Source organism: Actinomycetospora flava (assembly GCF_037400335.1).
GTDB classification, from domain to species: domain Bacteria; phylum Actinomycetota; class Actinomycetes; order Mycobacteriales; family Pseudonocardiaceae; genus Actinomycetospora; species Actinomycetospora flava.
In genome coordinates, this window is the sequence record NZ_JBBEGM010000009.1 from 139,872 (window position 1) to 165,475 (window position 25,604).

At 74.2% G+C, this 25,604-nt stretch carries 28 protein-coding genes; 17 read left to right on the forward strand and 11 right to left on the reverse strand.

Annotated features, from left to right (window positions below; all coding sequences use genetic code 11):
- Nucleotide 1: 1 nt before the first annotated feature.
- The 4 genes from WCD58_RS21100 to WCD58_RS21115 form a co-directional block, all read right to left on the reverse strand.
- On the reverse strand, nucleotides 2-943 hold the full coding sequence (locus WCD58_RS21100) for a ketopantoate reductase family protein (RefSeq protein ID WP_337705034.1): 942 nt from the start codon (nucleotides 941-943) through the stop codon (nucleotides 2-4).
- 369 nt (nucleotides 944-1,312) lie between these two features.
- A complete protein-coding gene (locus WCD58_RS21105; protein WP_337705035.1) occupies nucleotides 1,313-2,089 on the reverse strand; it encodes an alpha/beta fold hydrolase in 777 nt (258 codons plus the stop codon).
- The gene (locus WCD58_RS21110) at nucleotides 2,086-2,460 is read right to left on the reverse strand and encodes a DUF1330 domain-containing protein (RefSeq protein ID WP_337705036.1); all 375 of its coding nucleotides are present in this window, start codon (nucleotides 2,458-2,460) and stop codon (nucleotides 2,086-2,088) included. The genes WCD58_RS21105 and WCD58_RS21110 overlap by 4 nt, the downstream gene beginning before the upstream one ends.
- 93 nt (nucleotides 2,461-2,553) lie before the next feature.
- Entirely contained in the window at nucleotides 2,554-3,306 is a 753-nt protein-coding gene (locus tag WCD58_RS21115) for an alpha/beta fold hydrolase (protein WP_337705037.1), read from the reverse strand.
- Nucleotides 3,307-3,416: 110 nt separating this feature from the next.
- Between WCD58_RS21115 and WCD58_RS21120 the strand changes: the two genes are divergently transcribed.
- Nucleotides 3,417-4,103 carry a GntR family transcriptional regulator gene (locus WCD58_RS21120; RefSeq protein WP_337705038.1) on the forward strand — a complete coding sequence of 229 codons (687 nt, stop codon included), beginning with the start codon at nucleotides 3,417-3,419 and terminating at the stop codon, nucleotides 4,101-4,103.
- 15 nt (nucleotides 4,104-4,118) lie between these two features.
- Here the strand turns inward: WCD58_RS21120 and xylA are convergent, their stop codons facing one another.
- Nucleotides 4,119-5,303: a xylose isomerase gene (xylA, locus tag WCD58_RS21125; RefSeq protein WP_337705039.1), complete on the reverse strand. Its 1,185-nt coding sequence runs from the start codon at nucleotides 5,301-5,303 to the stop codon at nucleotides 4,119-4,121.
- 89 nt (nucleotides 5,304-5,392) lie between these two features.
- On the opposite strand from xylA, the gene WCD58_RS21130 reads away from it, so the two are divergent.
- From WCD58_RS21130 to WCD58_RS21140, 3 genes are all read left to right on the forward strand, one after another.
- Entirely contained in the window at nucleotides 5,393-6,535 is a 1,143-nt protein-coding gene (locus tag WCD58_RS21130; RefSeq protein ID WP_337705040.1) for a PucR family transcriptional regulator, read from the forward strand.
- An 88-nt stretch (nucleotides 6,536-6,623) separates the two neighbouring features.
- Complete coding sequence (locus WCD58_RS21135; protein ID WP_337705041.1) at nucleotides 6,624-7,076, forward strand: VOC family protein; 453 nt, start codon at nucleotides 6,624-6,626, stop codon at nucleotides 7,074-7,076.
- 1 nt (nucleotide 7,077) lies between these two features.
- Entirely contained in the window at nucleotides 7,078-7,500 is a 423-nt protein-coding gene (locus WCD58_RS21140; RefSeq protein ID WP_337705042.1) for a nuclear transport factor 2 family protein, read from the forward strand.
- A 48-nt stretch (nucleotides 7,501-7,548) separates the two neighbouring features.
- On the opposite strand, the gene WCD58_RS33700 is transcribed toward WCD58_RS21140, so the two are convergent.
- Nucleotides 7,549-7,890 carry an aldo/keto reductase gene (locus WCD58_RS33700; RefSeq protein WP_373696258.1) on the reverse strand — a complete coding sequence of 114 codons (342 nt, stop codon included), beginning with the start codon at nucleotides 7,888-7,890 and terminating at the stop codon, nucleotides 7,549-7,551.
- A gap of 144 nt (nucleotides 7,891-8,034) precedes the next feature.
- Here WCD58_RS33700 and WCD58_RS21150 point away from each other — a divergent pair, with 144 nt between their 5' ends.
- The 4 genes from WCD58_RS21150 to WCD58_RS21165 are packed head-to-tail and all read left to right on the forward strand — an operon-like array spanning nucleotide 8,035 to nucleotide 10,938.
- A complete protein-coding gene (locus tag WCD58_RS21150) occupies nucleotides 8,035-8,415 on the forward strand; it encodes an STAS domain-containing protein (protein WP_337705043.1) in 381 nt (126 codons plus the stop codon).
- A gap of 7 nt (nucleotides 8,416-8,422) precedes the next feature.
- Entirely contained in the window at nucleotides 8,423-10,057 is a 1,635-nt protein-coding gene (locus WCD58_RS21155) for a PP2C family protein-serine/threonine phosphatase (protein WP_337705044.1), read from the forward strand.
- Nucleotides 10,054-10,437 (forward strand): ATP-binding protein, encoded by a 384-nt coding sequence (locus WCD58_RS21160; protein ID WP_337705045.1) that lies wholly within the window; start codon nucleotides 10,054-10,056, stop codon nucleotides 10,435-10,437. The genes WCD58_RS21155 and WCD58_RS21160 overlap by 4 nt, the downstream gene beginning before the upstream one ends.
- Nucleotides 10,438-10,464: 27 nt before the next feature.
- Complete coding sequence (locus WCD58_RS21165; RefSeq protein ID WP_337705046.1) at nucleotides 10,465-10,938, forward strand: cupin domain-containing protein; 474 nt, start codon at nucleotides 10,465-10,467, stop codon at nucleotides 10,936-10,938.
- Nucleotides 10,939-10,972: 34 nt separating this feature from the next.
- Here WCD58_RS21165 and WCD58_RS21170 read toward each other — a convergent pair whose 3' ends face one another.
- Both WCD58_RS21170 and WCD58_RS21175 read right to left on the reverse strand, forming a co-directional pair.
- Nucleotides 10,973-11,908 (reverse strand): YihY/virulence factor BrkB family protein, encoded by a 936-nt coding sequence (locus WCD58_RS21170; protein ID WP_337705047.1) that lies wholly within the window; start codon nucleotides 11,906-11,908, stop codon nucleotides 10,973-10,975.
- 382 nt (nucleotides 11,909-12,290) lie between these two features.
- Nucleotides 12,291-13,451 (reverse strand): hypothetical protein, encoded by a 1,161-nt coding sequence (locus WCD58_RS21175; RefSeq protein ID WP_337705048.1) that lies wholly within the window; start codon nucleotides 13,449-13,451, stop codon nucleotides 12,291-12,293.
- A gap of 331 nt (nucleotides 13,452-13,782) precedes the next feature.
- On the opposite strand from WCD58_RS21175, the gene WCD58_RS21180 reads away from it, so the two are divergent.
- The 3 genes from WCD58_RS21180 to WCD58_RS21190 all read left to right on the forward strand — a co-directional run bounded on the left by WCD58_RS21180 (nucleotide 13,783) and on the right by WCD58_RS21190 (nucleotide 16,288).
- Nucleotides 13,783-14,763 carry an AraC family transcriptional regulator gene (locus WCD58_RS21180; RefSeq protein WP_337705049.1) on the forward strand — a complete coding sequence of 327 codons (981 nt, stop codon included), beginning with the start codon at nucleotides 13,783-13,785 and terminating at the stop codon, nucleotides 14,761-14,763.
- 170 nt (nucleotides 14,764-14,933) lie between these two features.
- Nucleotides 14,934-15,317, forward strand: coding sequence for an STAS domain-containing protein (locus WCD58_RS21185; RefSeq protein WP_337705050.1), 384 nt, complete (start codon nucleotides 14,934-14,936; stop codon nucleotides 15,315-15,317).
- Between the two features lie 62 nt (nucleotides 15,318-15,379).
- A complete protein-coding gene (locus WCD58_RS21190) occupies nucleotides 15,380-16,288 on the forward strand; it encodes a helix-turn-helix transcriptional regulator (protein ID WP_337705051.1) in 909 nt (302 codons plus the stop codon).
- 7 nt (nucleotides 16,289-16,295) lie between these two features.
- On the opposite strand, the gene WCD58_RS21195 is transcribed toward WCD58_RS21190, so the two are convergent.
- Nucleotides 16,296-16,877, reverse strand: a complete 582-nt coding sequence (locus WCD58_RS21195; protein WP_337705052.1) for a hypothetical protein — start codon at nucleotides 16,875-16,877, stop codon at nucleotides 16,296-16,298.
- Nucleotides 16,878-17,023: 146 nt separating this feature from the next.
- Between WCD58_RS21195 and WCD58_RS21200 the strand changes: the two genes are divergently transcribed.
- Nucleotides 17,024-18,145 (forward strand): helix-turn-helix transcriptional regulator, encoded by a 1,122-nt coding sequence (locus tag WCD58_RS21200; protein ID WP_337705053.1) that lies wholly within the window; start codon nucleotides 17,024-17,026, stop codon nucleotides 18,143-18,145.
- Here the strand turns inward: WCD58_RS21200 and WCD58_RS21205 are convergent.
- Nucleotides 18,135-18,560 carry an NUDIX domain-containing protein gene (locus WCD58_RS21205; protein ID WP_337705054.1) on the reverse strand — a complete coding sequence of 142 codons (426 nt, stop codon included), beginning with the start codon at nucleotides 18,558-18,560 and terminating at the stop codon, nucleotides 18,135-18,137. The two genes, WCD58_RS21200 and WCD58_RS21205, sit on opposite strands and share 11 nt — an antisense overlap.
- Before the next feature lies 1 nt (nucleotide 18,561).
- The gene (locus tag WCD58_RS21210) at nucleotides 18,562-19,935 is read right to left on the reverse strand and encodes a mycothione reductase (protein WP_337705055.1); all 1,374 of its coding nucleotides are present in this window, start codon (nucleotides 19,933-19,935) and stop codon (nucleotides 18,562-18,564) included.
- 197 nt (nucleotides 19,936-20,132) lie between these two features.
- Here WCD58_RS21210 and WCD58_RS21215 point away from each other — a divergent pair, with 197 nt between their 5' ends.
- The 5 genes from WCD58_RS21215 (at nucleotide 20,133) to WCD58_RS21235 (ending at nucleotide 25,589) form a co-directional block, all read left to right on the forward strand.
- Nucleotides 20,133-21,164, forward strand: a complete 1,032-nt coding sequence (locus tag WCD58_RS21215; protein WP_337705056.1) for a VOC family protein — start codon at nucleotides 20,133-20,135, stop codon at nucleotides 21,162-21,164.
- Nucleotides 21,161-22,366: a cytochrome P450 gene (locus tag WCD58_RS21220; protein ID WP_337705057.1), complete on the forward strand. Its 1,206-nt coding sequence runs from the start codon at nucleotides 21,161-21,163 to the stop codon at nucleotides 22,364-22,366. Before WCD58_RS21215 ends, WCD58_RS21220 begins: the two co-directional genes overlap by 4 nt.
- 53 nt (nucleotides 22,367-22,419) lie before the next feature.
- On the forward strand, nucleotides 22,420-23,343 hold the full coding sequence (locus WCD58_RS21225) for a LysR family transcriptional regulator (protein WP_337705058.1): 924 nt from the start codon (nucleotides 22,420-22,422) through the stop codon (nucleotides 23,341-23,343).
- 114 nt (nucleotides 23,344-23,457) lie between these two features.
- Entirely contained in the window at nucleotides 23,458-24,573 is a 1,116-nt protein-coding gene (locus tag WCD58_RS21230; protein ID WP_337705059.1) for an FAD-dependent monooxygenase, read from the forward strand.
- On the forward strand, nucleotides 24,573-25,589 hold the full coding sequence (locus WCD58_RS21235) for an SMP-30/gluconolactonase/LRE family protein (RefSeq protein ID WP_337705060.1): 1,017 nt from the start codon (nucleotides 24,573-24,575) through the stop codon (nucleotides 25,587-25,589). Before WCD58_RS21230 ends, WCD58_RS21235 begins: the two co-directional genes overlap by 1 nt.
- Nucleotides 25,590-25,604: the final 15 nt, after the last annotated feature.

The window sequence follows — 25,604 nt, forward strand, 5'->3', positions numbered from 1 at the left end:
GTCAGCTGGTCGAGCGGGCGGTCTCGTACACGCGCAGCCGCACGAGCGCCGCGTCGAGCAGCCCGGGCGACGGGTCCGGACGGCGGGCGACCAGGTCGCCGAGGAGGTGCTCCGCCTCGGTCCGCCGGCCCGCGCGCAGGTCCTGCAGCAGCGAGGGCACCAGCTCGGAGCCGGGCTCGGTCACCGTGCGCCGGGCGGACGCCAGCGCCTCCTCCCGCTGCGGGAAGCCCTGCGCCGCCGCGATCGCCGCGGCCTCCGCCAGGCACTCCTCGGCGAGCCAGGACCCGCCGGCCGCGACGAGCTCGCCGACCGAGCCGCCGACCAGGCCGGTCGCTCCCGCGGCGGCCGCGATGAAGACCCACTTCGCCCACATCTCGGCGGCGATGTCGGCGGAGCGGTGCACCGTGAAGCCGGGGCAGGTCAGCAGCGCCTCCACCGCGTCGGCGGGGACGCGCAGCGGGCCGCGCGCGCCGAACGTCAGCCGGGCCGCGCCCCCGCGGTGCACGATCGTGCCGTCGTCGTCGCGGCGGACCGACAGGAAGCAGGTCCCGCCGGCCACGGCGTCGGCGCCGCAGTGCGCGTCGAGGACGTCGAGCTGACGCAGGCCGTTGAGCAGGGGCAGCACGAGCGCGCCACGGCGCACCACGGGCTCGATCTCCCGGGCCACCGCGTCGAGGTCGAACGCCTTGCACGCCACCAGGACCAGGGCGAACGGCCGCTCCGACGCGAGCTCGGCGGCGGTGACCGTGCGCGGGTGGGCCAGCTGCGCGGGCGCCTGCGCGCTGTCCACGGTCAGCCCGCGCGCGACGGCCGCCCGCCGCGCGGGGCGCACCAGGAAGGTCACGTCCCGCCCCGCGGCGGCGAGCTGGGCGCCGAAGAACGAGCCGATCGCGCCCGCCCCGGCGACCAGGATGCGATCCCCGTTCTCCTCGCTGTCCGGCATCGGATCCTCTCCCCCGGGGTGCTCCGTCCGCGTCGACGATAGGAGCGAGCGCGGCGCGGTGGATGGGTGCAGCGCACCCAGGCGAAGGGCCACGACGCGTCCCTAGCGTCGGCGGCATGGATCACGACCGATCACCACGTCAGCAGGACCAGACGACCGTCCTGGTGTGCCACGCCGCGGCCTGGCACCGCCGGCACGTCGCGGAGACCGCGCCCGACCCGCGAGGTCGGCGCCGCCGGCGCACACCGCCGTCGCGCCCGACCACGACTGAAACCTAGGGGGCTCGGACGTCGCCGAAGTGCCTCTCCCGGGGGAAGTCGGGGAGGTCGGCGAACCGCTCGTCGGGCGTCCGCAGCGCGGGGATCGTGGTCACGACGCGACCTCCTTCCAGAAGTCCACGAGCACTCGGGCACCGCGCTCCGGGTCCTGGGCCATCCACCAGTGCCCGAGGCCCTCGAGCTCCGCGATCCGGGCCCCCGCGCGCGCCGCCGCGCGCCGGCGCTGCTCCTCGTTCCCCACCACGTGGTCGGCGGTCGCGAGCACCGCGAGGCCCGGGCGCCGCGCCGCGTCCGGCAGGTGGGCGCCGGCCTGCGCCATCACCGGCTGCACCGCGGCGCGGTAGTGCCGCAGCACCGCGCGTCCCATCGCCTCGTCCTGGCCCGCGACGACCCGCCGGGCGACCGGCTCGGGCATCCCGCGACCGACGAGCAGCGCCACCACGGCGTCCACGTCGCGGTCCGGGCCGAAGCGTTCGGCGACGTCGGCCTCGCCCACCCCGGGCGTCTGCCAGCGCTGCGCGAGCTCGTGCCAGACGTAATCGGGCTCGAAGGCCCCGAGGGTGTCGCTGACCCAGCTGCGCAGCAGGTCGGGACGGCTGATCGCGACGCGCAGCGTGTGGCTCCCGCCCAGGTCGTGACCGACGAGGTCGACGGGCCCGTCGGTGGCGGTGATCGCCTCGAGCTCGCCGACGAGCCAGTCGCGGTAGGCGTCCGGCGTGGCCGGGAAGTCCTCGGGCAGGGGCGCACCGAACCCGGGCGGCGCGAGCCGCACGATCCGCTCGCGCACCCCGGCCCGCTCCAGCGCCTCGAGCAGCGGCTCCCAGACCGCGGGGGTCTCCGGGTTGCCGTGCACCAGCACCACGGTCACGCCGCCACCTCGGTCAGCGGCACGGTCGGCTGCAGCACGGCCTCGACCAGGGCCTCGGTGCGGAAGTGCTCGGCCTGCCGGTACTCCGGGTCGCTGATCATCGCCGCGAAGTGCTCCCTGCTCGGGTAACGCACGAGCGCGACCATGTCCCAGGCCTGCCCCTGCTCGGCGGCGAGCGGGCGGCCGCCCTCGCCGAGGTAGGTGATCTGGACGCCGTGGCGCGCCACCACGCCGGCGATGGCGTCCACGTAGCGCTGGTAGCTCTCGCGCCCGCCGTCGGGGCGGAAGCGCAGCAGGTTGAGCATGACGACGGGACCCCCGGGGTCCTCGGCGAGCATCGTCTCCACCGCGCCGTCCTGTAGCTCGATCATCGATGGCTCCTCTCGGGTCGCCACCACTCTCACATACTTGCAAGCTGACACGCAAGTAAGGCTCGACACGGTGCCTTCCCGGGGGTCGCGCGATCAGCCCGCGGTCGCGCGGGCGGCCTCGCGGATCAGCTCCGCGACGGCGTCGGGCCGCGACACCGTGACGGCGTGGGAGGCCGTGACCTCCACGGTGTGCGCCCCCGCGCGCTCGCCCATGAACCGCATGGCGGCGGCGGGGATGGCGAGGTCGTCGGTGGTGACGAGGTTCCACGAGGGGATCGTCGTCCAGGCGGCCGCCGCGGCCGGCTCGTCGAGCGCGGCCGAGGTGATGGGCCGCTGGGTGGCCGCCATGAGGTCGGCGACCTCCTCGGGGACGTCCGCGGCGAACACCTTCCGGAACTCCTCCTGCCGGATCCAGAGGTCGGTGCCGGTGCCCCCGTCGGGCAGGGGGATCGGCACGGCGTCGAGGGCGGCACCGAGCTGGGCACCGGGGAACTGCCCGGCCAGCTGCGAGGTGCTCTCGCCCGGCTCGAGGATGAAGCTCGCGACGTACACCAGCGCCGCGACGCGGGGGTGGCCGTCGGCGGCCTCGCTCATCACCGACCCCCCGTAGGAGTGCCCGGCCAGCACGATCGGCCCGGCGACCCCGTCCAGGACGCTCCGCACGTAGGCGGCGTCGGTGTGCAGGCCGCGCAGCGGGTTGGCGGCCGAGACGACGCGGTGGCCGTGGTCCTGGAGGTCCCGGATCACGCCGTTCCAGCTCGAGGAGTCGGCGAACGCGCCGTGGACCAGCACCACCGTCGGCGTGGTCGAGGACTCGGTCGTCGCGGTGGGGTTCGCGGTGCTCATGGGGGCGCCCTCTCTGGCTGTGATCCGACATGCAAAATATTGCACTCTGCATGAGGGCGGTCAAGAGTGTCGTGTTGACAGAGCTGCGCGAGCGAGATGCGGTGTGCTGCATGCCGGTTCCGGAGAGTCGAGGACTCGTCGCCAGATCGCTCCTGCGCGAGGACGCCTACCGGGCGCTGCGGGACGCGATCGTCGACGGCACGCTCGCCCCCGGCGAGCGCCTCAACGACGGGGACCTCGTCGAGTGGCTGGGGGTGAGCCGCACCCCGGTGCGCGAGGCCCTCGCCCGGCTGGAGCAGGCCGGACTGGTGGAGACGAAACCCGGCCGCTACACGATGGTCAGCCCGCTCGACGTCCGGGCGGCCCGCAACGCACAGTCGGTCACGGCCGCCATGCACGAGCTCGCCGCCCGGGAGGCGCTCCCCCACCTCTCCGCCGCGGAGCTCGACGCCATGCGCAGCGCGAACGCGGTCTTCGCCGACGCGCTGGACCGGAAGGACCCCGACGCCGCGACGAGGGCCGACGACGACTTCCACGGCGTCCTGGTCACGGCCAGCGCGAACACCGCCGTCCGCGAGGTCCTCGAGCGGTACACCCCGGTGCTGCGCCGCCTCGAGAAGCTCCGCTTCGCGTCACTGAGCGGCCGGGCCTCGGTGGCGCAGCACGAGGAGATCATCGCGCTCTGCGCCGCGGGGGACGTCGACGGGGCCGCCGCCGCGAACCGCGCGAACTGGCAGACGCTCGCCGCCCTCATCGACGGCCTCGACGCCGCGGAGGACGCCGCCGCCGGGACCTGACGCCGGCCCGCGGCGTCAGCGCCGCCCGAGCAGGTGCTCGACGGCGAGCCGCTGGACGCGGGCGAACCCGTAGCCCTGGGTGCGGGCGCGGTCGATGTCGAAGTCCTCGAAGGCGCTGCGGTCGGCGAGCAGGTCGCTGTAGGTCTCGCCGGCGCCGAGGGTGGGCTGCGCGAGCTCGGCGACCCGGGCGGCGTCGAGCGCCTCCCGGACCTCGGGGTCGGCGCGGAAGGCCCGGGCCTTCTCGCGCAGCGCCAGGTAGGTCTCCATGTTGGCCAGCGCGGACTCCCACACGCCGTCGATGCTCTCGGTGCGCAGCGGCTTGTAGTCGAAGTGCCGCGGCCCGTCGTAGCCCGGCCCGCCGCCCGGGGAGCCGTTGTCGAGCAGGTCGACCGTCGAGAACGCCTGCAGCAGGTCGCCGTAGCCGAACACGAGGTCCTGGTCGTAGCGCGGACCCTTCTGCCCGTTGAGGTCGATGTGGAAGAGCTTGCCCGCCCACAGCGCCTGCGCGATGCCGTGCGTGTAGTTGAGCGTCGCCATCTGCTCGTGGCCGGTCTCGGGGTTGATGCCGACCATCTCGTGGTGCTCGAGCCCGTGGATGAACGCCAGCGCGTGCCCGACGGTGGGCAGCAGGATGTCGCCGCGCGGCTCGTTGGGCTTGGGCTCGAGCGCGAAGCGGATGCCGTAGTCGTGGTCGAGGACGTACTGCGCGAGGGTGTCGATGGCCTCGCGGTAGCGGTCCAGCGCGGCGCCGACGTCCTTGCCGAAGTCGACCTCCGAGCCCTCGCGCCCGCCCCAGAACACGTAGGTGTGCGCGCCGAACTCCGCGGCGAGGTCGAGGTTCCGCATGACCTTGCGGATCGCGTAGCGCCGCACGCTGCGGTCGTTGCTGGTGAACCCGCCGTCCTTGAACACCGGGTCGCCGAACAGGTTCGTGGTGGCCATGGGCACCACAAGCCCGGTCTCGTCGAGCGCGCCCCGGAACTCGCGGACGATCTGCGCGCGCTCGTCGGCGCTGCTACCCGGCGGGACCAGGTCGTCGTCGTGGAACGTGATCCCGTAGGCGCCCAGGTCGCTGAGCCGGTGCACCGCCTCGACCGCGGCCAGCACCGGCCGTGTGGCCTCCCCGAACAGGTCGCGGGCCTGCCAGCCCACGGTCCAGAGCCCGAAGCTGAACTTGTCCTCGCGGGTCGGCGCGGCCATGGGCACATCCTCGTGTCGGCGTCGACGGCGAGCCTCGTCCTCGTCGTCGACGACGTCCATGGCCCACGCCACCGACTATCGTCCCGGGGGTGTCCGCGAGTCCGTCCGAGCTGGTCGCCGGTGCGCTCGCGGCCCGCGGCGACGACATCGCCCGCACTGTCCACGCCCGCATCGACGCGAACATCCCCACCTACGAGCGGGTGCCGCGCGCCGACGTCCAGGCGTCGGTGGTGCAGATCGTGCGGGACGTGTGTGCGGTGGTCCGCACGGGCGCGGTTCCCGCGCCGCCGCAGATCGTGCAGGCCGAGGAGTCGTCGCGGGCACGCGCGAAGCAGGGCGTGCCGATCCACGACATCATGCATGCCTTCCGGTTCTCGATGGGGGCGATCCGGGACGCCCTGGCGGCGGTCGCCGCGGAGGTCGGGCTGGACGCCACCGACACGGTCCGGCTTCTCACACTCGCGTGGTCCTTCAGCGACGCCTACACCGGCAACGTCGTCGCCGTGTACCGGCAGTCGGACATCGAGAACGCGCTGGACCAGGCCCGCCGGTCGCAGCAGTTCCTCCTCGGGCTGCTCGACGGCACGCTCGAGGGCGCCGACCTGACGCTGGCGGGCACGGCGCTGCTGCTCGACCCGGCAATGCCATACCGCGCCCTGCGCGCGCAGCCCGCAGCAGCGGACCCGGGTCCGCTGCTGCACGAGCTGCAGCGCCAGGCGGCGCGGCACCCCGGGGTGGCGGTGCTCGCGGCGATCGGCGCCCACGTCGCCGGCGTCGTGCCCTTCCGCCCGGACGCGGTGGGCGACGGGACCCTGATCACCCTCGGCCCGGCGGTCCCCCTCGACCGGCTCGACCGCTCGTTCCGCACCGCCCAGGCCGTGCTGACCGCGTCGACCACACTCGGGCTCGGCGGCGTCCGCGCGCTGGAGGACCTCAGCTGGCGGGTCGCCGCGACCCACGCCGGCGAGGTCAACGGGCTGCTGCGCGAGCGGTACCTCGCGCCGCTGGACGACCAGGGCGAGTTCGGGCGGCTGGTGCTCGAGGCGGTCGCGGTCTACCTCGCCGAGGACCGCCACGTGGCCCGCGCCGCCCGCGCCCTGCCCGTGCACCCCAACACGCTGCGGTACCGCCTGCGGCGGTTCGAGGAACTGACCGGGTCGTCCCTGGACTCGACCGAGACGATCGTCGAGGTCAGCTTCGCGCTCGGCGTCAGCGCCCGCGCCGCGGAGTGAGCCCGTCGTCGGCCGGGACGAACGACGGGCACCAGATGTGTGGCCGCGAACGAAGACCGGCCGCCCGCCGGTTCCTAGCGTCGGGGACATGCCGCTTCCCGCGAACCCCGCCCGCAATCCCGCCTCGCCCTTCGCCTCGATGCGCGCCCACCACACCGGCATCCGCTACCCCGACTTCGAGGACGCCCGCTCGTTCTGGGTCGACAAGATGGACTGGCGGGTCCTGCAGGCCTGGCCCTACGGCGACCTGACGCTGGCCTACGTGATGCCGCCCGACCAGGACGACTTCCACCTCGAGATCCTCGCCGGCCCCGGCGCCACCGCGCAGCCGGAGTTCGCCGACGTCGACGAGAGCCTCGGGGTCACCGGGCTCAACCACGTGTGCATCGAGGTCGACAGCGTCGACGACACGCTCGCCGAGCTCCGCGCGCGCGGGGTCGACGTCGTCAACGAGCCCTTCGAGCTCGAGGAGATCAGCGCACGGCTGGCGTTCTTCCGCGACCCGTGGGGGAACATGTTCGAGCTCTCCCAGAGGATCTGACGTGGCCAGGGACCTCGCCGCGGAGGACGCCCGCAAGCAGACCGTCGCCCGCGCCTTCGACGACTGGGCCGCCGGGACCGGGGGCCCGTTCGCCCTGCTCGCCGACGACGCCCGCTGGACGATCGTCGGCAACAGCCCGGTGTCGCGGACCTACGAGAGCCGCCAGGAGTTCCTCGACGTCTTCATCGACCCGTTCAACGCCCGGATGTCGGCGCCGCTCGTGCCGGTCGTGCGCGGGCTCTACGCCGACGGCGACTGGGTGATCGCGCTCTTCGACGCCGCCGCGACCGCCCGCGACGGCCGCCCCTACCGCAACACCTACACCTGGTACCTCCGCTTGCACGGCGAGGCGATCGTCGAGGCCGTCGCGTTCTTCGACACCCTCGAGTTCACCGACCTCTGGGAGCGGGTGGTGCCGGCCTGACCGACCGCGCCCGCGTCCCGGAGGGCCACCGCACGTCGCGGGCGCCGCTCAGCGCTCGATCAGCCTCATCTGGGCCTCGGTGTGGTGGCCGCCCTCGGCCGGGGGCAGCTCGTCGAGGCGGCGCAGCTGCTCCGCGGTGAGCTCGACGGCGTCGGCCGCGGCGTTCTCCTCGAGGCGCGCGAGGAGCGCCTTCCCGACGAGCTCCTCGTTGGCGTACGGCCCGTAGACCTCGGCGGTGTCGAGGAAGGTGACGCCGAGGTCGAGGGCGCGGCGGATGGTGCGGATCGACTCGGCGTCGTCGCTGCCGGCGCCGGTGTAGCCGTGGGACATGCCCATGGCGCCCAGTCCGATGCGGCTGACCTGGAGGTCGCCCAGCGTTGCGGTCTTCACGGTGTGGTCCTCGGGGTCGTCGGGGTGGCGTGCGGGCGGGCCCGTCCAGGATGACAGCGGGGCCGGACGCCGGGGACGGCCGCCGATCGGCGGCAGCCGCCTCCTGCCGTCGAAACCCGAACGGGCGCGCGGCAAGATGAGCCCATGACCGAGCCCGGACGGGATGGTCGAGGCCCGCTCGACGACGAGCCCGAGGGCTCGGTGACCCTCGAGCAGGTCCCGGAGGGCGTGGTGCTCGCCGTCGCCGGCGCGCTCGACCTGTCGCTGGCGTCGACGCTGCGCCGCACCGTCGAGCGGGCGGCCCGGTTGCGTCCGTCGGTCCTGGTCATCGATCTCACCGCGGTGACGTTCCTGGCCTCGGTCGGGATGGCGGAGCTGGTGCGGGCCCACCGCCAGTCGGGCGAGGACACCGCGGTGCGCGTCGTGGCGACCGGGCGGCTGGTGCTGCGCCCACTGCAGGTCACCCGGCTCACCGACGAGCTCGCCCTGCACGACACCCTCGCCGACGCCCTCGCCGCGCGGTGACCCGCCCATGACCCTCACCCCACGCGGCGCCGCCTCGTCCGAGCCGGAGACCGCCGCCCTGCTGGACGCGCTCGCCCCGTCGTTCACCGCACCGGACGGGCGCCCGGTCGCCGTGGAGCGGCGCGCGATCACCCCGGACGAGCTCGCCGCCCTGGCGCCCGTCGACGGCGAGGTGGTCGTGGTCCCCGACGACACCCGGCTCGCGGCGCTGGTGCCCGGCGCGACCGCGGCGCTCGTCGTCGTCGACCCGGAGCGCGGCGACAGCACGAGCGGCGCGGGCGGCACGGCGCTGGTCGCCCGGGAGCCGGTGGACCGGTCGCACGTGGCCGCGGCCCGGGCCGTCGCCGCGGCCACCGGCGAGCTGCGCCGCACCGTCGCCGGCCTGCGCGGCGAGGCCGCCGTCATCGACGCGCTGCAGTCGGTGGGGCGGCAGCTGACCGCGCAGCTCGACATCGACACCCTCGTGCAGGACGCGACCGACGCGGCGACGACGGCGGTCGGCGCGGCGTTCGGCGCGTTCTTCTACAACCTGATCAACCAGTTCGGCGAGTCCTACACCCTCTACACGCTCTCGGGCGTGCCGCGGGAGGCGTTCTCGCGCTTCCCGATGCCCCGCAACACCGAGGTGTTCGCACCGACCTTCGACGGCAACGGCACCGTCCGCAGCGACGACATCACCGCCGACCCGCGCTTCGGCCACAACGCGCCGTACCACGGCATGCCCGAGGGGCACCTGCCCGTGCGCAGCTACCTCGCGGTGTCGGTGATCAGCCCGAGCAACGGCGAGGTCCTGGGCGGCTTCTTCTTCGGGCACCCCGAGCCCGGCCGCTTCACCGCCCGCCACGAATACCTCGCCGAGGGCATCGCCGGCTACTCGGCGATCGCGCTGGACAACGCCCGGCTCTACGGGCGCGAGCGCAACTTCACCCGCGAGCTCTCGCGCAGCATGCTGCCCGACGTGCCGCCGGTGCCGGGGCTGGACCTGGTCACGCGCTACCTGCCGGCGGCGACCGGCCCGAACATCGGCGGCGACTGGTTCGACGTCATCCCCCTGGGATCGGGCGCGACGGCCTTCGTCATCGGCGACGTGGTGGGCCACGGTGTCCCCGCGGCCACGATCATGGGGCAGGTCCGGACCGCGATCCGCTCCTACGCCCTGCTCGACCTGGGCCCGGCCGACGTGCTGGGCCACGTCGCCACCCTGCTCGGCGGGTTCACCGAGCCGACGTTCGTGACCTGCTTCTACGCGGTGCACGCCGCGCAGGAGCTGGTGTACGCCAACGCCGGGCACCTGCCCGCCCTCCTGCGGCGGGCCGACGGCACGATCGAGCAGCTCGGCGAGGCGACCGCCCAGCCCCTCGGCGTCGGCGCCGCGTTCCCGGAGCGCCGGACGACGTTCCCGCCGGGCGACGGGCTGCTGCTCTACACCGACGGGCTGGTCGAGAGCCGCAGCAGCCGCGACCTGGCCCAGGGCATGGAGTGGCTGCTGGCCGCGGTGGCCGCGCTGCCCCGTCCCCTCGGCCCCGCCGACTGCGACCGCCTCGTCGCGACCCTGACCGGCGGCGAGCACGACGACGACATCGCGCTCGTCTCCGTGCACCACCGCGACGGGCATCACCGCGACGCGGAGGCCGCCCGATGACCGACGCGGACTTCCACGCCCGCATCTGGGCCACGGCGCAGCGGCTCATCGGGCTGCGGCAGTCCCTGGCCCGCTGGGCCGCGGAGACGCCGCTGTCCGAGGACCGGCAGGAGGACCTCGTGCTCGCCGCGTACGAGGCCATGGCCAACTCCGCCGAGCACGCCTACCCCGCCGGCCAGGGCGGCCCGCTGGAGATCACCGCCGTCTGCGCGGCCGACGAGCTGCGCGTGACCGTGGCCGACGAGGGCCGCTGGAAGACCCCCGACCCCGGCGAGACCGTGCGCGGGCGCGGCCGCGCGATGATCGGGTTCCTGTCCGACGCCAGCGACGTCGAGCACCGCGACGGCGGCACCACCGTCACCATGCGCTTCCAGCGCTGACCGCCGACACCGACGGAAGGGTTCCCCATGGATGCCGCGACCGACCCCCTGGTCGTCCGGCCCGGTGAGGCCGCCACGCTGCCTCTCGCGCACGGGGCGTTCGAGCTGCTCACCGACGGGTGCGCGGTCAGCGCCAGCCGTCTCACCCTGGCCACCGGGGCGGACGGGGCTCCCCCACACCACCACGAGTCGTCCCACGAGGTCTTCTACGTGTTGGACGGAACGATGCTCTTCCGCCTCGGCGACGCCCTGACCACGGTCGGGAAGGGCGGTCTCGTCATCATCCCGCCCGGTCTGACGCACGCCTTCGGAGCCGCCGAGGGCGAGGTCGCCGACGTGGTGATCCTGCTCAGCCCGGGCGTCGAGCGGTTCGGCTACTTCGAGCAGCTGTCCCTCATCAGCCGTGGGGAGGCGGACTTCGCGTCGCTGCTGCCCCAGCAGGACCGCTACGACGTGCACCTCGACGAGCTCCCCGACTGGCGGTCGGGCTCACCCCGCTGACGCGGGTGAGCACCGTCCGCACGGTGCGGCGAGGTCACCCCACGATGTCGGCGACGAGCTCGAGACCGACACGGCCGGCCTCGCTGCGATCGGTGACGGCGGCCGGTGCCCGCGTGTCCGTCCACACCGTCACCAGGAACAGCCACCGGACGACGAGGTAGACGATCAGCAGGACGCCGACCAGCGCGCCCAGCGCCGTCACCGCCGGCGAGTTGCCGAGCAGGCGGAAGTAGAGGCCGCCGAGCTGCTGCAGGACGCCGAGGCCCACCGCCGCCACCGCCGCGGCCGGCAGCACGGGGCGCAGCGGACGCGCCGGGCGCGGGAGGTGGGCCAGGCACCAGGCGACGACGAGCCAGTTGGCGGCGAGCCCGATCACGACCGAGCCGACCGCCAGCACGATGCGGGCGCCGGAGGTGCTGGTGAGGTCGAGGAGGGCGAGCAGCCACCGACCCACGGCACCCGAGAGCGCCGCCAGCGCGAACGAGACGGCCAGGGCGAGACCGATGCCCAGCAGCGCGCCCACGTCCGAGACCGCGTGACGCCACCGGCGCTCCGGGAGCGGCCGCCCCAGCAGCGCGGTCATGGCGTCGCGCAGGTGGCTGATCCAGCTCCACCCGGACACCGCCGCGGCCGCCAGGCCGAGCACGCCGAGAGTTCCCCGCTCGGCCACCACGATGTGGACGACGTCGACGACGGCCGTGCTCGCCGGCTGCGGCAGCGCCACCGCGATCAGGTCCTCCACCTGCGCGAACACGCTCTGGCTGGACGACAGCAGGAACCCGACCACCGAGACCGCCATCATCAGCAGCGGCACCAGCGCGAGCACGGTGAAGAAGGTGACCGCCGCCGAGAGGTGGTCGCCGTGACGGGCGCGGTAGACGCGCCGCGTCTCGCGCAGGCGTCGCCACCACGGCGCGACCCGGCGCGTCGTCAGCGCGACGACCCGTCCTCGCCCGATCGCCGGTGCCATCCGACCACCCCCGGCACGCAGGCAACCACGAGCACACACGGCCACCACGGCCGGGGCCGATACGGCGACTCCGATCGGACACGAACGGTCGTTGTCCGTCGAGCGCACGCGGCGTACAACAGACGCATCAGGGCCGCGGTCGGCCACGACGGGACCGGTAGAGAAGGTCACGTCCCCCGGCGGGCTCTGTGCTCGGACCACGGGAACCCACGCGACACCGCCGCGGGATGCGGAGGCAGCCGGGGGTCTGCGTCGGCCGTTGATCCGCGGCGACCGACGCCGAGACCGCGACCACGGCTCCAGGTGCACGCCTGGTACCCCGCGCTCCGAGTACCCGGGCGCCCGTCCCTGCCTTGCTCCGCGGGGGCGGGCGCCCGGGACCTCACGTGTCGGAGCGGTCCGACGAGGTGGCCTGCTCCTCCGGGTCGACGGCGTCGTCGGCGTCGGCATCGGCGACGCCGGAGAGGTCACGCACGGACAGCTCGGCGGTGTCGTCCGTGTCGTCCGTGTCGTCCGGCGGGGTGCCGCCGAACGTCAGCACCGAGGTCCCGACCGCCGGCGCCGAGCCGTCCGGCGGCGCGACGGGTGCCTCCGCCGGGACCGCAGCCGGCCCGCCGGAGCTCGGTCCCTCCGCCCCGGGCGCCGCCGAGGGAGTCGGCGTGGGCTCCGGCGCCGGCGCCGGCGCCGTGCCCGCTCGCAGTGACCGGCCCGCCTCCGGGTCCTCGGCGCCCCCCGACGGCACCGAGGACCCGGGCGACGAGTCCCGCGGACCTTCCTCGCTCGCCGTCGAGGAGCTCTCGACGGCTACCGGGCGGACCGCGACCGCCCGGGTCGTCGGCCGGCCGGCCACGACGGGTCCCGCCGCACCGAGGGGCGTCGAGACCCGGACGGCCTGCACCGGTGTCCGGTCGCTCCGGGACGCGGCCCCGGACGCGGCGAGACCCGCGCGGTCGCCCGCGAGCCTCAGGACCGCCGCCTCCATCGGGTCCCCGAGCACACCACGACCCGAGTCCAGTTCCCGCAGCATCTGCTGCGCGGCCCGGAGCTGCTCCGCGGCGCTCGACAGCAGCGGTTCCGACGCGGGCTCCGCACGGAGGGCGACCGTGGCCGCCCGCAACGTCTCGCGGTGCCGCTCGAGCGCGGCCCGCCGATCGAGCAGCGCCGCGACCGCGCTCGGCGGTGGCCCGGTGCGCCGCGCCATCGGCGACGTCTCCCACTGCTTCCGGACGCCCTCGACCCGCCGGAGCTCCACCTCGACGCCGGCCAGCACGGGGCCCGCGTCCCGCAGCCACAGCGAGCTCCGGGCCAGGACGGACCCGGAGGTGTCGGCGGGTCCCGGTGGCGGGTCCGGCCGCCACACCGACCGCGTCTGGGTCGCCGCGGCCCCGCCCGCCACGACGCAGGCCGCGAGCGCGCCGACCGCGACGGCGCGGCGCCGGAGCAGCCCCTCCCGTCGTCCGGGTCCCCGCGAGGCCCGGTCGACGCTGTCCGGGAGGTAGCCCCGCCATCCGGGCATCTCGTGCCGGCCCTGGTGAACGGTCACGCCCCGCACCTCCCCCGGATCGAACGGCGCCGCCACCCTCCCCCGCGATCGACGCCGCAGGAAAGCCTTCTGCGCGAATCTCGACACTATTTTCTTGTCGTCACAGATCCATTACGGCGAATGCGCTAGGCATCCGCCCGCGAATGGTTGTGGATCGGGAATGTGATGAGCTCGAATTGTCCGGCCGCTGATCACGTCGTCGCCCTCCTCCGGGGCGCTGCGCGCCGCGTCGCCGCCACGGTGGACGATCCGCGCGGCGCGGGGGCACGCTGTGCTGTCGTCGGCGTGGTGCGGACGGCCCAGAGCGGTCGTCCCGACGGAAGGGGGACGGGTGACGTCGGTGTCGGCGCCGGAGGCGTACGAGTTCGCGACCGACGACCCGGAGACCGCGTACGAGATGATCTGCGCCCGGTACACGGAGAGCACGTTCCGGCTCTCGGGTCACCGCGCGGGATTCCGCCTGCACATCCGGGGCACGGACACCGACCGGTTCACCCTCGAGCGGATGCGCCAGTCGGTGGCGTTCCGGACCGGCACCTCACCGAGCGAGGGGCTGTTCGTGGCCCGGCCGAGCGCCGGTCGCTGCCAGGTGACGTCGAGCGAGCAGGAGATGCGGTTCGGCGCGGGCGAGACGGTGCTGATCGATCCGCACCTGCCGCTCGAGGTGCTCCTCGACGACGTCGACTACGACGTGGTCCGGCTCGACCTGGGGCCGACGCGGGCGCTCGCCGCGGACGTGTCCGGGCTCGCTCCCGACCGGATCCGGTTCCGCATGTCCCGGCCCGTGTCGGCCCGGCGGGAACGGCACTGGCACGCGGTCGCCGAGTACGTGCGTCGTGACGTCCTGGGCGACGACGAGATCGCCGCCAGCCCGCTGGCGCGTGCCGAGGCGTTCCGGCTGCTGGCGAGCACGTTCGTCCACACCTTCCCCAACGCGGCGCTGGACGCCGTGAACGACCCGACGGGTCCCGGTCCGGGCAACGGCGATCCGGCGGTCGTCCGGCGGGCGATGGACTTCATCGAGGAGCACGCCGGCGAGTCGATCGACGTCGGTGACATCGCCGCCGCGGCGGGGATCGGCGCCCGCGGCCTGCAGCACAGCTTCCGCCGGCACCGCGGCACCACACCGCGTGCCCACCTGCGGATCGTCCGGCTCGAGCGCGCCCACCGCGACCTCCAGGTCGGGGACCCGTCGCGGGGCGACACGGTCTCCGCGATCGCGCGGCGGTGGGGGTTCACGCACCTCGGCCGGTTCACCGCGGCGTACCGCGACCACTTCGACTGCCTCCCGAGCGACACGCTGCGCCGCTGATCTCCGTCCTCCTATCCGTTACCCGACAACACGAGTACGGTTCGCGACGCCTGCCCTGAGGACGGGGCGGGGTCGAGGGGGACCTGGTCATCAGCGGACGGCCTGACGTCGGCGGCGCAGAGCCGCACGACCGACCGAGCGGAACCGGGAACGGCTTCCGGGCGGACGTCGTGTGGGCGGCCGGCGAGGAGGTCGTCGTCCTGCGCGGCGAGGGCGAGCTCGATCTGGTCACCCGCCCCGAGGTGCACAGCACCGTCGCCCGCGCCCTCGGCGAGCGACCCGGTCCACCGCCGGAACGGGCGGCACCGGCCCCGGCCCTGGTGATCGACATCGGCGCGGCCACCTATCTCGGTGCCACCGTCGTCGCCGCCCTCGTCGAGGAGGCGGAGCGGAGGCCGGCGACGCGCACGCCCCGGCTCGTCGTCGGTCGGTGCGGGCCCGCGGCCCGCGTGGCCGCGATCCTCGACCTCACCGAGGCCTTCGACGTCTTCGCCGACCTCCACGAGGCGATGGGCGGAGGGGACGCACAGCCCCGGCGAGAGGAGGGCCCCTGACACGCGCGGGGCCGGAAGAGACGGTCACGCGGACGCGGTGGTCGAGCGCCGATCCGGACGCGGTGACCCTGTACCTCCGGGCGACCTACACCGACCTCCGGCCGGCGCCGATCGACGCGGACGGGTTCGCGTTCTGGACGCAGGTCGTCTCCACCCGCGCCCTGTCGATGGGGCGGTTCCGGCACTCGGGGTCCGTCGAGGCCGTCGCCGAACCCCCGTCGGCCCTCGTCGTGTTCCAGACCCTGTGCGGCGGGGCACTCCGCATCGAGGACGACCACGGGCAGGTCAGCGCACCGCTCGTGCTGCTCCCGACCTGGTCGGCCTATTCCCTCGGGTGGGACGACGTCACGGTCCGGACCACCACCCTCGACCCCGCCGAGGTCGCCCGCGTCGGCGCCGAGCTCTCCGGTCTGAGCCCCGACGCCGTCGCGTTCACCTCCGCGGTCCCCGTGTCCGCCGCACTCGCCCAGTACTGGTCCCGCGTCAGCGCCCACGTCCACGACGACGTCCTCACCTCGGACACGCTGGTCGGCGCACCGCTGGTCCACGCCGACACGGTGCGCCATCTCGCGACCGCCCTGCTCGCGACGTTCCCGAACACCGCCGTCGCCGCCCTCGACCGCGGCGACGCCGATCCCCGGGGCGAGCCGGCGACCCTGCGCCGGGCCGTGGACTTCATGGAGGCCCACGCCCACGAGGACATCGGGCTGGCCGAGGTCGCCGACGCCGCCCGCGTCGGCGTCCGGTCCCTGCAGCTCGCCTTCCGTCGCCACCGCGACAGCACCCCGCTGGAGCACCTGCGCCGTGTCCGCCTCGAGCGCGCCCACCGCGACCTCCAGGCCGGCGACCACACGCGCGGCGACCGCGTCGAGGCCATCGCCGCGCGGTGGGGCTTCGGGCACCCCGGCCGCTTCTCCGTGCTCTACCGCGAGCACTACGGGCACTCCCCGAGCGACACCCTGCGCCGCTGAGCCGCCGTCAGGTGGCGCGCGAGCCGGCCGACGCCTCCTGGGCGACGGCGAGACCCAGCGCGGCCAGCCCCAGCTCGAAGCCGATGAACACGGTCCAGAAGGCCGCGTCGGTCCCGATCGCGATCATCACGGGCAGGAAGACGGCGAGCACGTAGGCCCCGACGGCGAGCGGGACGACGCGGCGCCACCCCGACCACCGCCGCGCGTGGAGCACCGCGGCGCCGGCCAGCACCAGGCCGGGCCCGATCACCAGCGGGGCGAGCTCGAAGATCGCCATGGCCGTCACCGGGTCGACCGGTTCGAGGACCTCGGCGACGGTCAGCGCCACGAAGCCCAGGATCGTCAGGCCGAGGCCGAGCCGGCCCCACCACGCGGTCCCGACGGCCCCCAGGGCGGCCAGCCCGGCGAGCGCGACGATCGTCGCCACGTGGAGCAGCGCGTTGCGCAGGCCCGAGGTCGTGCTCACCTCCAGGGGCAGCGTCGAGAGCTCGTAGGCGCCGACGCCCACGGCGACGAGTCCGCCGACGAGACCGACGATCCCGGCGGGGCGCGCCCACCCGGTGCGCTGCGCGACGGTGGTGGTGTCCATGGCTGCTCCTCGCTGTCCCGTACGGAGGTGTCGGCGAGCAGAGTGACGCCACGCCACCGGCGTGCCCATCCCACGAAGCTGGCCCGCGGCGACCCCAGAAAAGTGGGGGATTCCGATCAGGATGTGCAGCGCATCACACTCGAATCGTGCAGATCGCGGCAGAACGGGCACGCCTGGAGATCCGATCGCTGGCGACGGCCGGCCTCGACATGCCGACGTTCAGCCACGCCGCGCTCGACGTCCTGACCCGCGCGGTCCCGTTCTCGGTCGCCTGTCTCGCGCCCGCCGATCCCGCCACCAACCTGATCACCGGCAACGTCAAGTGGGGCGGCGTCGGCGACGAGTACGACGAGCAGTGGATCTACCACGAGTACGAGGGGCCGGACCCGTTCAACTTCCAGGTCGTGGCCGGACGGCCGGGCGGGGTCGCCACGGCGATGGTGGAGACCGGAGGGGACCTCCGCAGTTCGCCACGGTTCACCGACCTGTACCACCACTGGGACGTCGGCGACGAGGCACGGATGGCGCTCCAGAGCGACGGTGCGTCCTGGGGGTTCCTCGCGCTGTTCCGCGACGGGGCGCGTTCGGCGTTCACCGACGCGGAGCAGGAGTACCTCAGCGGCGTGCGGACGGCCCTGGCGGTCGGGCTGCGCGCCGGGACGATCGCGTCGGCGGGCACCGAGCTGCTCCCGGCCGCGCAGGGCCCGGTCGTGCTGGTCGTCGACGGCGCGGACGAGATCGTGCGGCTCAGCGTGGGCGCCGCGGACGGGCTGGCGCACCTCACCGGCGAGCCGATCGGCCGGGGCCCGTTGCCGTTCAGCGTGCGCGCCCTGGTCGGGGCCGCCCGCCGGTTCGCCCGCGGGCAGCACCCCACGGTGCCGCGCATGCGGCTGCGCTCGCGCACCGGGCGCTGGCTGGTCGGGCACGCCTCGCCTTTGCTCGCACCGGACGGCGGCGCCGCCGAGGTCGTCGTCACCCTGGAGGAGGCCCGGCCGCCCGAGATCGTGCCGCTGGTGATCGCGGCGCTCGGCCTCACCGGCCGCGAGCGGGACGTCGTCGCCCTCACCCTGCAGGGAGTCAGGACGGCCGACATGGCCCGGACCCTCGAGCTGTCGAGCTACACCGTCCAGGACCACCTGAAATCGATCTTCGAGAAGGCGGGCGTCCGGAGCCGCCGCGAGCTGCTCGCCACGGTGTTCTACGACCAGTACGCCCCGCGGCTGGAGGCCGGCGCGGGCCTCGGCCCGTCGGGGTGGTTCACGACGTAGGACCTCGGCCCTCCCCCAGGATCGGCAGCACCTCCCGCGCGAAGAACCGGCCGTCGGCGGGGTTCGACAGCCTCCCCGCGACCTCCTCCGGCGCCACCCACCGGGCCTCGGGGTTCGCCGGGTCGCGCGGCTGCAGCGTCGCCTCCGGGCTGCGGAACAGGAACAGCGTGATCGTCTTGCTCTCGGGCAGGGCGTGGCGGACGCCCAGCCGCGTGTAGGACCCCAGCTCGCGCACGAGCTCGAGGTCGGTGAGCCCGCACTCCTCCTCGATCTCGCGCCGTGCCGCCTCGAGCACGGACTCGCCGTCCTCGACGTGCCCCTTGGGCAGCGACCACGTCAGGGCGCGCTGGCGGACCACCGCGACCCGCCCCCGCGGATCGACCACGACGCCGCCGGCGGCTCGGCTCCGGAGCACCTCAGACCGCCAGGCTGCGCAGGGCGTTGTCGATGACCTCGGTGAGGGCGGGGTGGACCCAGTAGGGCCGCTGCGACAACGCCGTCGCGTCGATGCCGAACGTCATCGCCACGCTCAGCACGTGGATCATCGCGGGCGCCTGCGGGCCCATGATGTGGGCGCCGAGAATGCGGCCGGTGCCCCGCTCGGCGAGGACCTTGCAGAAGCCCGTCCGCTCCTCCATGGCCCAGCCGTAGGCGACGTCGGCCATCTCCACGGTGGCGCCGATGTAGTCGAGTCCCTCGTCGCGGCACTGCTGCTCGGTGCGTCCCACGGCCCCGACCTGCGGGTTGGTGAACACCGCGGAGGGCACGAGGTCGTGGTCGACGGTGCGCAGGTCGTCGGGGTGGGCGAGGTTGTGCCGGACCACCTCGGCCTCGCGGTTGGCGACGTGCTTGAGCTGCAGCGGCGAGCTGACGTCGCCGAGCGCCCACACGCCCGGCGCCGAGGTGCGCTGGGCGTCGTCGACCGCGATCCGCCCGTCGTCGTGGACGTCGATGCCGGCGGCGGCCAGGTCGAGCCGGTCGGCGTTGGAGGTGCGCCCGGTGGCCACGAGCAGGGTGTCGGCCTCGACCACGCTGTCGTCGTCGAGCACGAGGCGCAGCGCCCCCGGCTCGCCCTCCAGCCTCTCGAAGCGACGCTCGAGGTGGAGCTCGTAGCGCTCCCGCGCGATGTCGGTGAACCGGGCGGCGACCGACTCGTCGTGGCCCTCGAGGAGCTGGTCATGGGGCTCGATCACGACGATCTCGCTGCCCGCGGCGTGGAACACGTGGGCCTGCTCGGCGGCGATGTAGCCGCCGCCGAGCACGGCCAGACGCCGCGGCGGCGCGTCGATGCGCATGATCGTGTCCGAGGTGTGGAACGGCAGCCCCGACTCCTGCACCGGCGGCGGGACCGAGGGACGCGACCCGGCCGCGACGACCACCTGGTCGCCCTCGATCTCCACCGGGTCCTCGCCGTCCTCGCCCTCGATGCGCAGGCGGCGCGGGCCGGTGAAGCGGGCGACGCCGGTGTAGACGGTCACGAAGTCCTCGCTCCGCCGGCCCTGCTCGCCCTCGGCGGCGGTCCCGTCGGTGCGGTCGAACACCCGCTTGCGCACGTCGGGCCAGCGCATGCCCTCGAGCCGGGCGTCGACGTCGTAGGTCGGCGCATCGGCGACGAGCTCGGTGACCTCGGCGGTGTAGGACAGCATCTTCGACGGGATGCACCCGCGGTTGAGGCACGTGCCGCCGAAGGCGTTGTGCTCGATGACGGCGACCCGGCGGTCCGACCACGAGTCGTCGATCACCATGTTGCCCGAGCCGGCACCCAGGACGACCAGATCGAAACGACGCACGAGACACCTTCCACGGAGGAGCAGAACCCCGCCGTGGTACCCCCGGCCACCCGCATCCGTAACGCTCGCGGCCACGATCCATCGACTCCGACGATGCCAGAAATCGACAACAATTGTTTCCGGCGATCTGACGGGCGAAATAGCGTTCCCCGCACGGTCGGCACGGCGCCGAACCCCGCGTGCACGGGAGGAACGGCATGCCCAGGCTGCTCAGCCATCTGATCTCCCTCGAGATCACGAGCCCGGACGTCGAGTCGTCGGTCGCGTTCTACGTGGAGCGTTTCGGCCTGCGGGTGGTCGACCGCGCCGACGGGAAGGTCTACCTGCGCTGCTGGGGCGACCACTACCGCCACAGCGTGGTCGTCGCGCCGGGCCCGGACGCGGGGCTGGCGGACATGACGTGGCGCGCGGACAGCGAGAGCGCCCTCGACGATCTCGTCGGGCGTGTGGAGGCGGCGGGCGTGCGGGGCGAGTGGCGCGACGACCGGCCCGCACAGGGCCGCACCTTCACCTTCGTCGGCCCCTTCGGGCACCGGATGAGCCTGGTCTGGGACGTCCCGGCGTTCACCGCCGAGCCCGGCCACGAGTCCACCTACCCGGACCGCCCGGAGCGGCGGAGCAGCCACGGCGCGGCGCCGCGGTTCCTCGACCACGTGACGATCGCGGCGTCGGACGTCCGCGGCTTCGCGCAGTGGTACTCCGACGTCCTCGGGTTCCGCGTCATGGCCTTCACCGACCTCGAGGACGCGCCGGTCACCGTCTTCTCGGTCCTGACCACTAACGAGAAGTCGCACGACCTCGGCATCGTCATCGACACGTCCCCGACCGCCGGCCGCGTCCACCACATCGCGTTCTGGGCCGACCATCCCGAGGACCTCAACCGCGCGGCCGACATCCTCATCGAGAACGGCACGCCGATCGAGTACGGGCCGTCGGTCCACGGCATCGGGGAACAGAACTTCCTGTACTTCCGGGAGCCGAGCAACCTGCGGGTCGAGCTCAACTCCGGCGGTTACCGCAACTACGTGCCGGACTGGCGCGCCCGGACGTGGCGGCCCTCGCAGGGGTCGAACGACTTCTTCCGCAACTGGCACATGCCCGACTCGATGATGGACGCCTTCCCGTCGGCGGCCGGGATGGCGGGCACCGAGGACGGGGTGTCGCCGCAGCTGCACGAGGACCTCACCAACCCGTGGGCCGCGAAGACGCCGGAGGTGAGCCCCCGGTGACGACGATCTCGGGTCCCTCGGCGGGGTCGGCCTTCGATCCGTTCGCCCCCGAGCTCCGCGACGACCCCTATCCCGCGTACGCCGCCCTGCGCGACGAGGCGCCCTGTGTCCGTCTCGACCGGTACGGCGTCTGGCTGATCTCCCGGTACGACGACGTCGCCGCGGTCCTGCGCGACTGGGAGACGTTCTCATCGGCGCAGGGAGCGGGCCTCGAGCCCGTCGCCACGCCCGAGGAGGGCGGGGTCATCCTCTCCACCGACCCGCCGGACCACACCCGGGTCCGCCGCGCCGTCGCCCGCGACTTCACCCCCAAGGCCATCGGCGCGCTGGAACCCCGGGTGCGCGACCTGGTGCGCGCAGCGCTCGACGGCGCCCTGACCGAGGGCGAGGTCGACTGGATCGCGCAGGTCGCGCAGCCGGTGCCGACGACGGTGATGGCCGAGCTCATGGGCTACCCCGACCGCCACCGCGAGGAGTACTGCCGCTGGGCGTCGACGATCTTCGACTCGATGGGGTGCCCGGCCGGCGGGGCGACGCCCGCCCTCGCGGAGGCCACCGGCGGGCTCTTCGGCTTCGTGGCCGGGATCGCCGCGGAGGGCGAGTACGTCACCGACGGGTGGGCCGACCGGATCGTGCAGGCGGGCGGCCGGGGCGAGCTCGCCCGGGGCGAGGTGGTCTCCCTGCTCGGCGGGATCCTGGTCGCGGCGATGGACACCACGGTGAACATGCTGGGCAACCTCGCGCACGCCCTCGCGACGCACCCCGACCAGTGGGCCCGGCTCGTGGAACGGCCCGAGCTGGTGCCGTCGGCGATCGAGGAGTGCCTGCGCTTCGAGTCGCCGGTCCAGCCCGGGTTCTTCCGCGTGACGACCACCGACACCACCGTCGCCGACGTCCCGCTCCCGGCCGGGTCGCGGGTCATGGCCGCCTTCGGCAGCGCCAACCGTGATCCGCGCCGGTTCGCCGACCCCGACCGGTTCCTCGTCGACCGGAGCCCGAACGAGCACCTCGCCTTCGGGCGCGGGGTCCACTTCTGCCTCGGCGCCCCGGTGGCCCGGCTGATCGGGCGGGTGGTGCTCTCCGAGCTTGTGGCGAACGCGGCGGAGGTCCGCCTCGCCGGGTCGCCGGTCCGCAAGCCGAACCGCATGCTGCGCGGGTTCGACAGCCTCCCGCTGGCTGTCCGAAATCGATCACGTCGATGACCGGGCGCCGCTCGCGGTAACGTCGTCGCCCCGCGGAGGAGGTGGCGCCGACGATGGACCGCGACTCCCTGCTGCCGCAGCTGGACCTCAACCTGCTCGTCGCGTTCGACGTCCTGATCGCCGAGTGCAACGTCACCCGGGCCGCGGAGCGGCTCTCGGTGGGCCAGCCGGCGATGAGCGCGTCGCTGGCGCGGCTGCGGAAGTTCTTCGACGACCCGCTCCTCGTGCGCGAGGGCCGGTCGCTCACCCCGACCCCGACGGCCCTGGAGCTCGTCGGGCCCATCCGCGACGCGCTGGACACCATCGAGTCGACGGTGCGCGCGACCCGCGAGTTCGACCCGCGCACCGACTCGCGCACCTTCGCGCTGATGGCCAGCGACTACGTGCTGCTCGTGCTGCTGCAGCCGCTGCTCGCCCAGCTCGAGGCGGAGGCGCCGAAGCTGCGCCTCAACGTGCGGCCGGCGACCTCCGACTCCGACGAGCGCCTCGCCCGCTCGGAGCTCGATCTGCTCATCCTGCCCACGGAGCTCGCCGCGCGGAGCTCCGAGGTGCGGTCCGCGCCGCTGTTCACCGAGCGGTTCGTGGTGGCCGTCGACCGCGACCACCCCGACGTCGGCGAGCAGATCACCGAGGAGCAGTTCCGGACGCTCCCGTACCTCGCCTACGACGGCGCGCCGGGCGTCACGATCAGCGAGCTGCGGCTGCGCCGCCTCGGCATCGACCGGCACGTCGACGTCCACACCCAGAGCTTCGTCATCCAGCCGCTGATGCTGCCGGGCACGCGCCTGATGGCGTTGCTGCACGAGCGTCTCGCCACCTACTTCGCGTCCCACCTGCCGATCCGGCTGCTCGACCCGCCGTTCGACGTCCCGCCGATGACCGAGGCCATGTTCTGGTCGCCGCGGACCGACGCGGACCCGGCGCACCGCTGGCTGCGCGACCGCGTGCGGCGCGCCGCGGCGGCCATGGACGGCTGACGAGCACGCTCCGGGCGATCGATGCGGTCGATGGCTCGCATCGACACGCGTCGCTAACTGCGACACACCGGACGCCCCTAGCGTCGTCGGCACAGCCGCCGAAGGAGGAGCGCCATGACGAGGGCACTGGTCGTCGGGGGCGGGATCGGTGGGCTCGCCACCGCCACCGCCCTCGCGTCCCGGGACATCGACGTCGAGCTCGTCGAGCGCGAGTCGGAGATCCACGCGCTCGGCAGCGGCATCACGCTCATCGGCGCCGCGCTGCGGGCGCTGGAGCGGCTCGGGGTCTACGAGGAGTGCGCCGCCGCCGGCTACGCCATGGACGACTTCGAGCTCTTCGACCCGGCGGGCAACGCGATCACGCGCTTCCCGCTGCCGAAGGCGGTCGGCACCGACCACCCCGGCATGGTCGGGATGATGCGCCCCGAGCTGCACCGCATCCTGCTCGCCCGCGCGCAGCGGGCCGGGGTCACGATGCGCACGGGCACCGCGGTCGCCGGCGTCGAGCACCACGCCGGCTCGGCGACGGTGACGCTCGACGACGGCGGGAGCGCGCGCTACGACCTCGTCGTCGGCGCCGACGGGCTGCGCTCGACCGTGCGCCGGCTCGTCGTCGGCGACGTCCCGATCCGGTTCCTGGGCCAGGGCATCTACCGGGTCGTGCTGCCGCGACCGGAGGCGCTGACCACCGAGTGCCAGCTCGTCGGCGACCCCGAGACCACCGTCGGCTTCACGCCCACCGGGCCCGACAGCATGTACATGTACGTCCTCTTCCCGATCGACGAGGCCTTCCGCCCGGGCCCGGACGCCGCGGCGGCCGTCCGCGAGCGCCTGGAGCCGTTCGGCGGGTTCGGTGCGACGGCGCGCGCGGCGGTCGACGAGACGACGCCGATCAACTACACGGTCTTCGAGAACCTCCTCGTCCCCGAGCCGTGGCACCGCGACCGGGTCCTCCTGGTGGGCGACGCGGCCCACGCCACGACCCCGCACCTCGCGGCGGGGGCCGCGATGTGCCTGGAGGACGCCGTCGCCCTCGGCGAGGAGCTCGGCGCCGGGGCGGGCATCGACGACGGCCTGCGCACCTTCGCCAAGCGCCGGTTCGACCGGTGCCGGTACGTCGTGGAGACCTCGGCGCAGATCAGCTACTGGGAGACGCACCCGGGCACGCCCGGCGCGGACCACGCCGGGCTGATGGGCCAGGCCTTCACGCAGCTCGCGCAGCCCTTCTGATGGCCTCGAACCCGCTGCTGACCTGGGAGTTCGATCCCACCCTCGTCCGCACCGTGGGGCGCGACCTCCAGCGGCCGGAGTGCATCCTCGCCGAGCGCGACGGCACGCTCTGGACCGCGGACGCGCGGGGCGGCGTCGTGCGGATCCACCCCGACGGCACGCAGGACCTCGTCGCGGCGCGCCCGTCGGAGCACTTCGACACCGCCCACGACATGGCGGGGAGCCTGCTGTCGGGCACGCTGCCCAACGGGCTCGCCTTCGCCGCGGACGGCGAGATCCTGATCGCCAACTTCGGCACCGACGCCCTCGAGGTGATGGACCGCGACGGCCGGGTCCGCACGCTGCACGACACCATCGACGGGCAGCCGCTCGGGAAGGTCAACTTCGTGATCCGCGACCGGCGCGGCCGGATCTGGATCACGGTGTCGACGAGCGTGAACCCGTGGAGCGACGCGATCGGCCGCCACGTCGCCGACGGCTACGTCGCCGTCCTCGACGACCGCGGCCTGCGCGTCGTCGCCGACGGCTTCGCCTTCACCAACGAGATCCGCTTCGACGCCGACGAGCAGTGGCTCTACGTCGCCGAGACGACCGGCAAGCGCGTGAGCCGCCTGCGCCTCGCCGACGACGCCACCGTGCTCGAGCGCGAGGTGTTCGGGCCGAGCTCGCTGGGTGACGGCGTCGTCGACGGCATCACCTTCGACAGCTACGGCAACCTGTGGGCGACGATGATCTTCGCCGACCGCCTGGTCGCGCTGACCCCCGACGGCGAGCTCCTCGAGCTGTTCGCCGACGGCGACCCGGAGGCCACCGCGGCCTTCGAGGCGGAGTTCGCCGGCGGGACCGCGGTGAGCTTCGAGACCCTGTCGCGCACCGGCGGCACCCTCGCCCCCTGGCTCGCCAGCGTCACCTTCGGCGGCCCGGGCCTCGACCAGGTCTACCTGGGGAGCCTGCGCGGGACGACCCTGCCGACCTTCCCCTCCCCCGTCCCGGGACTGCCCCCGATCCACTGGTGAGAGGAGCACGCCGTG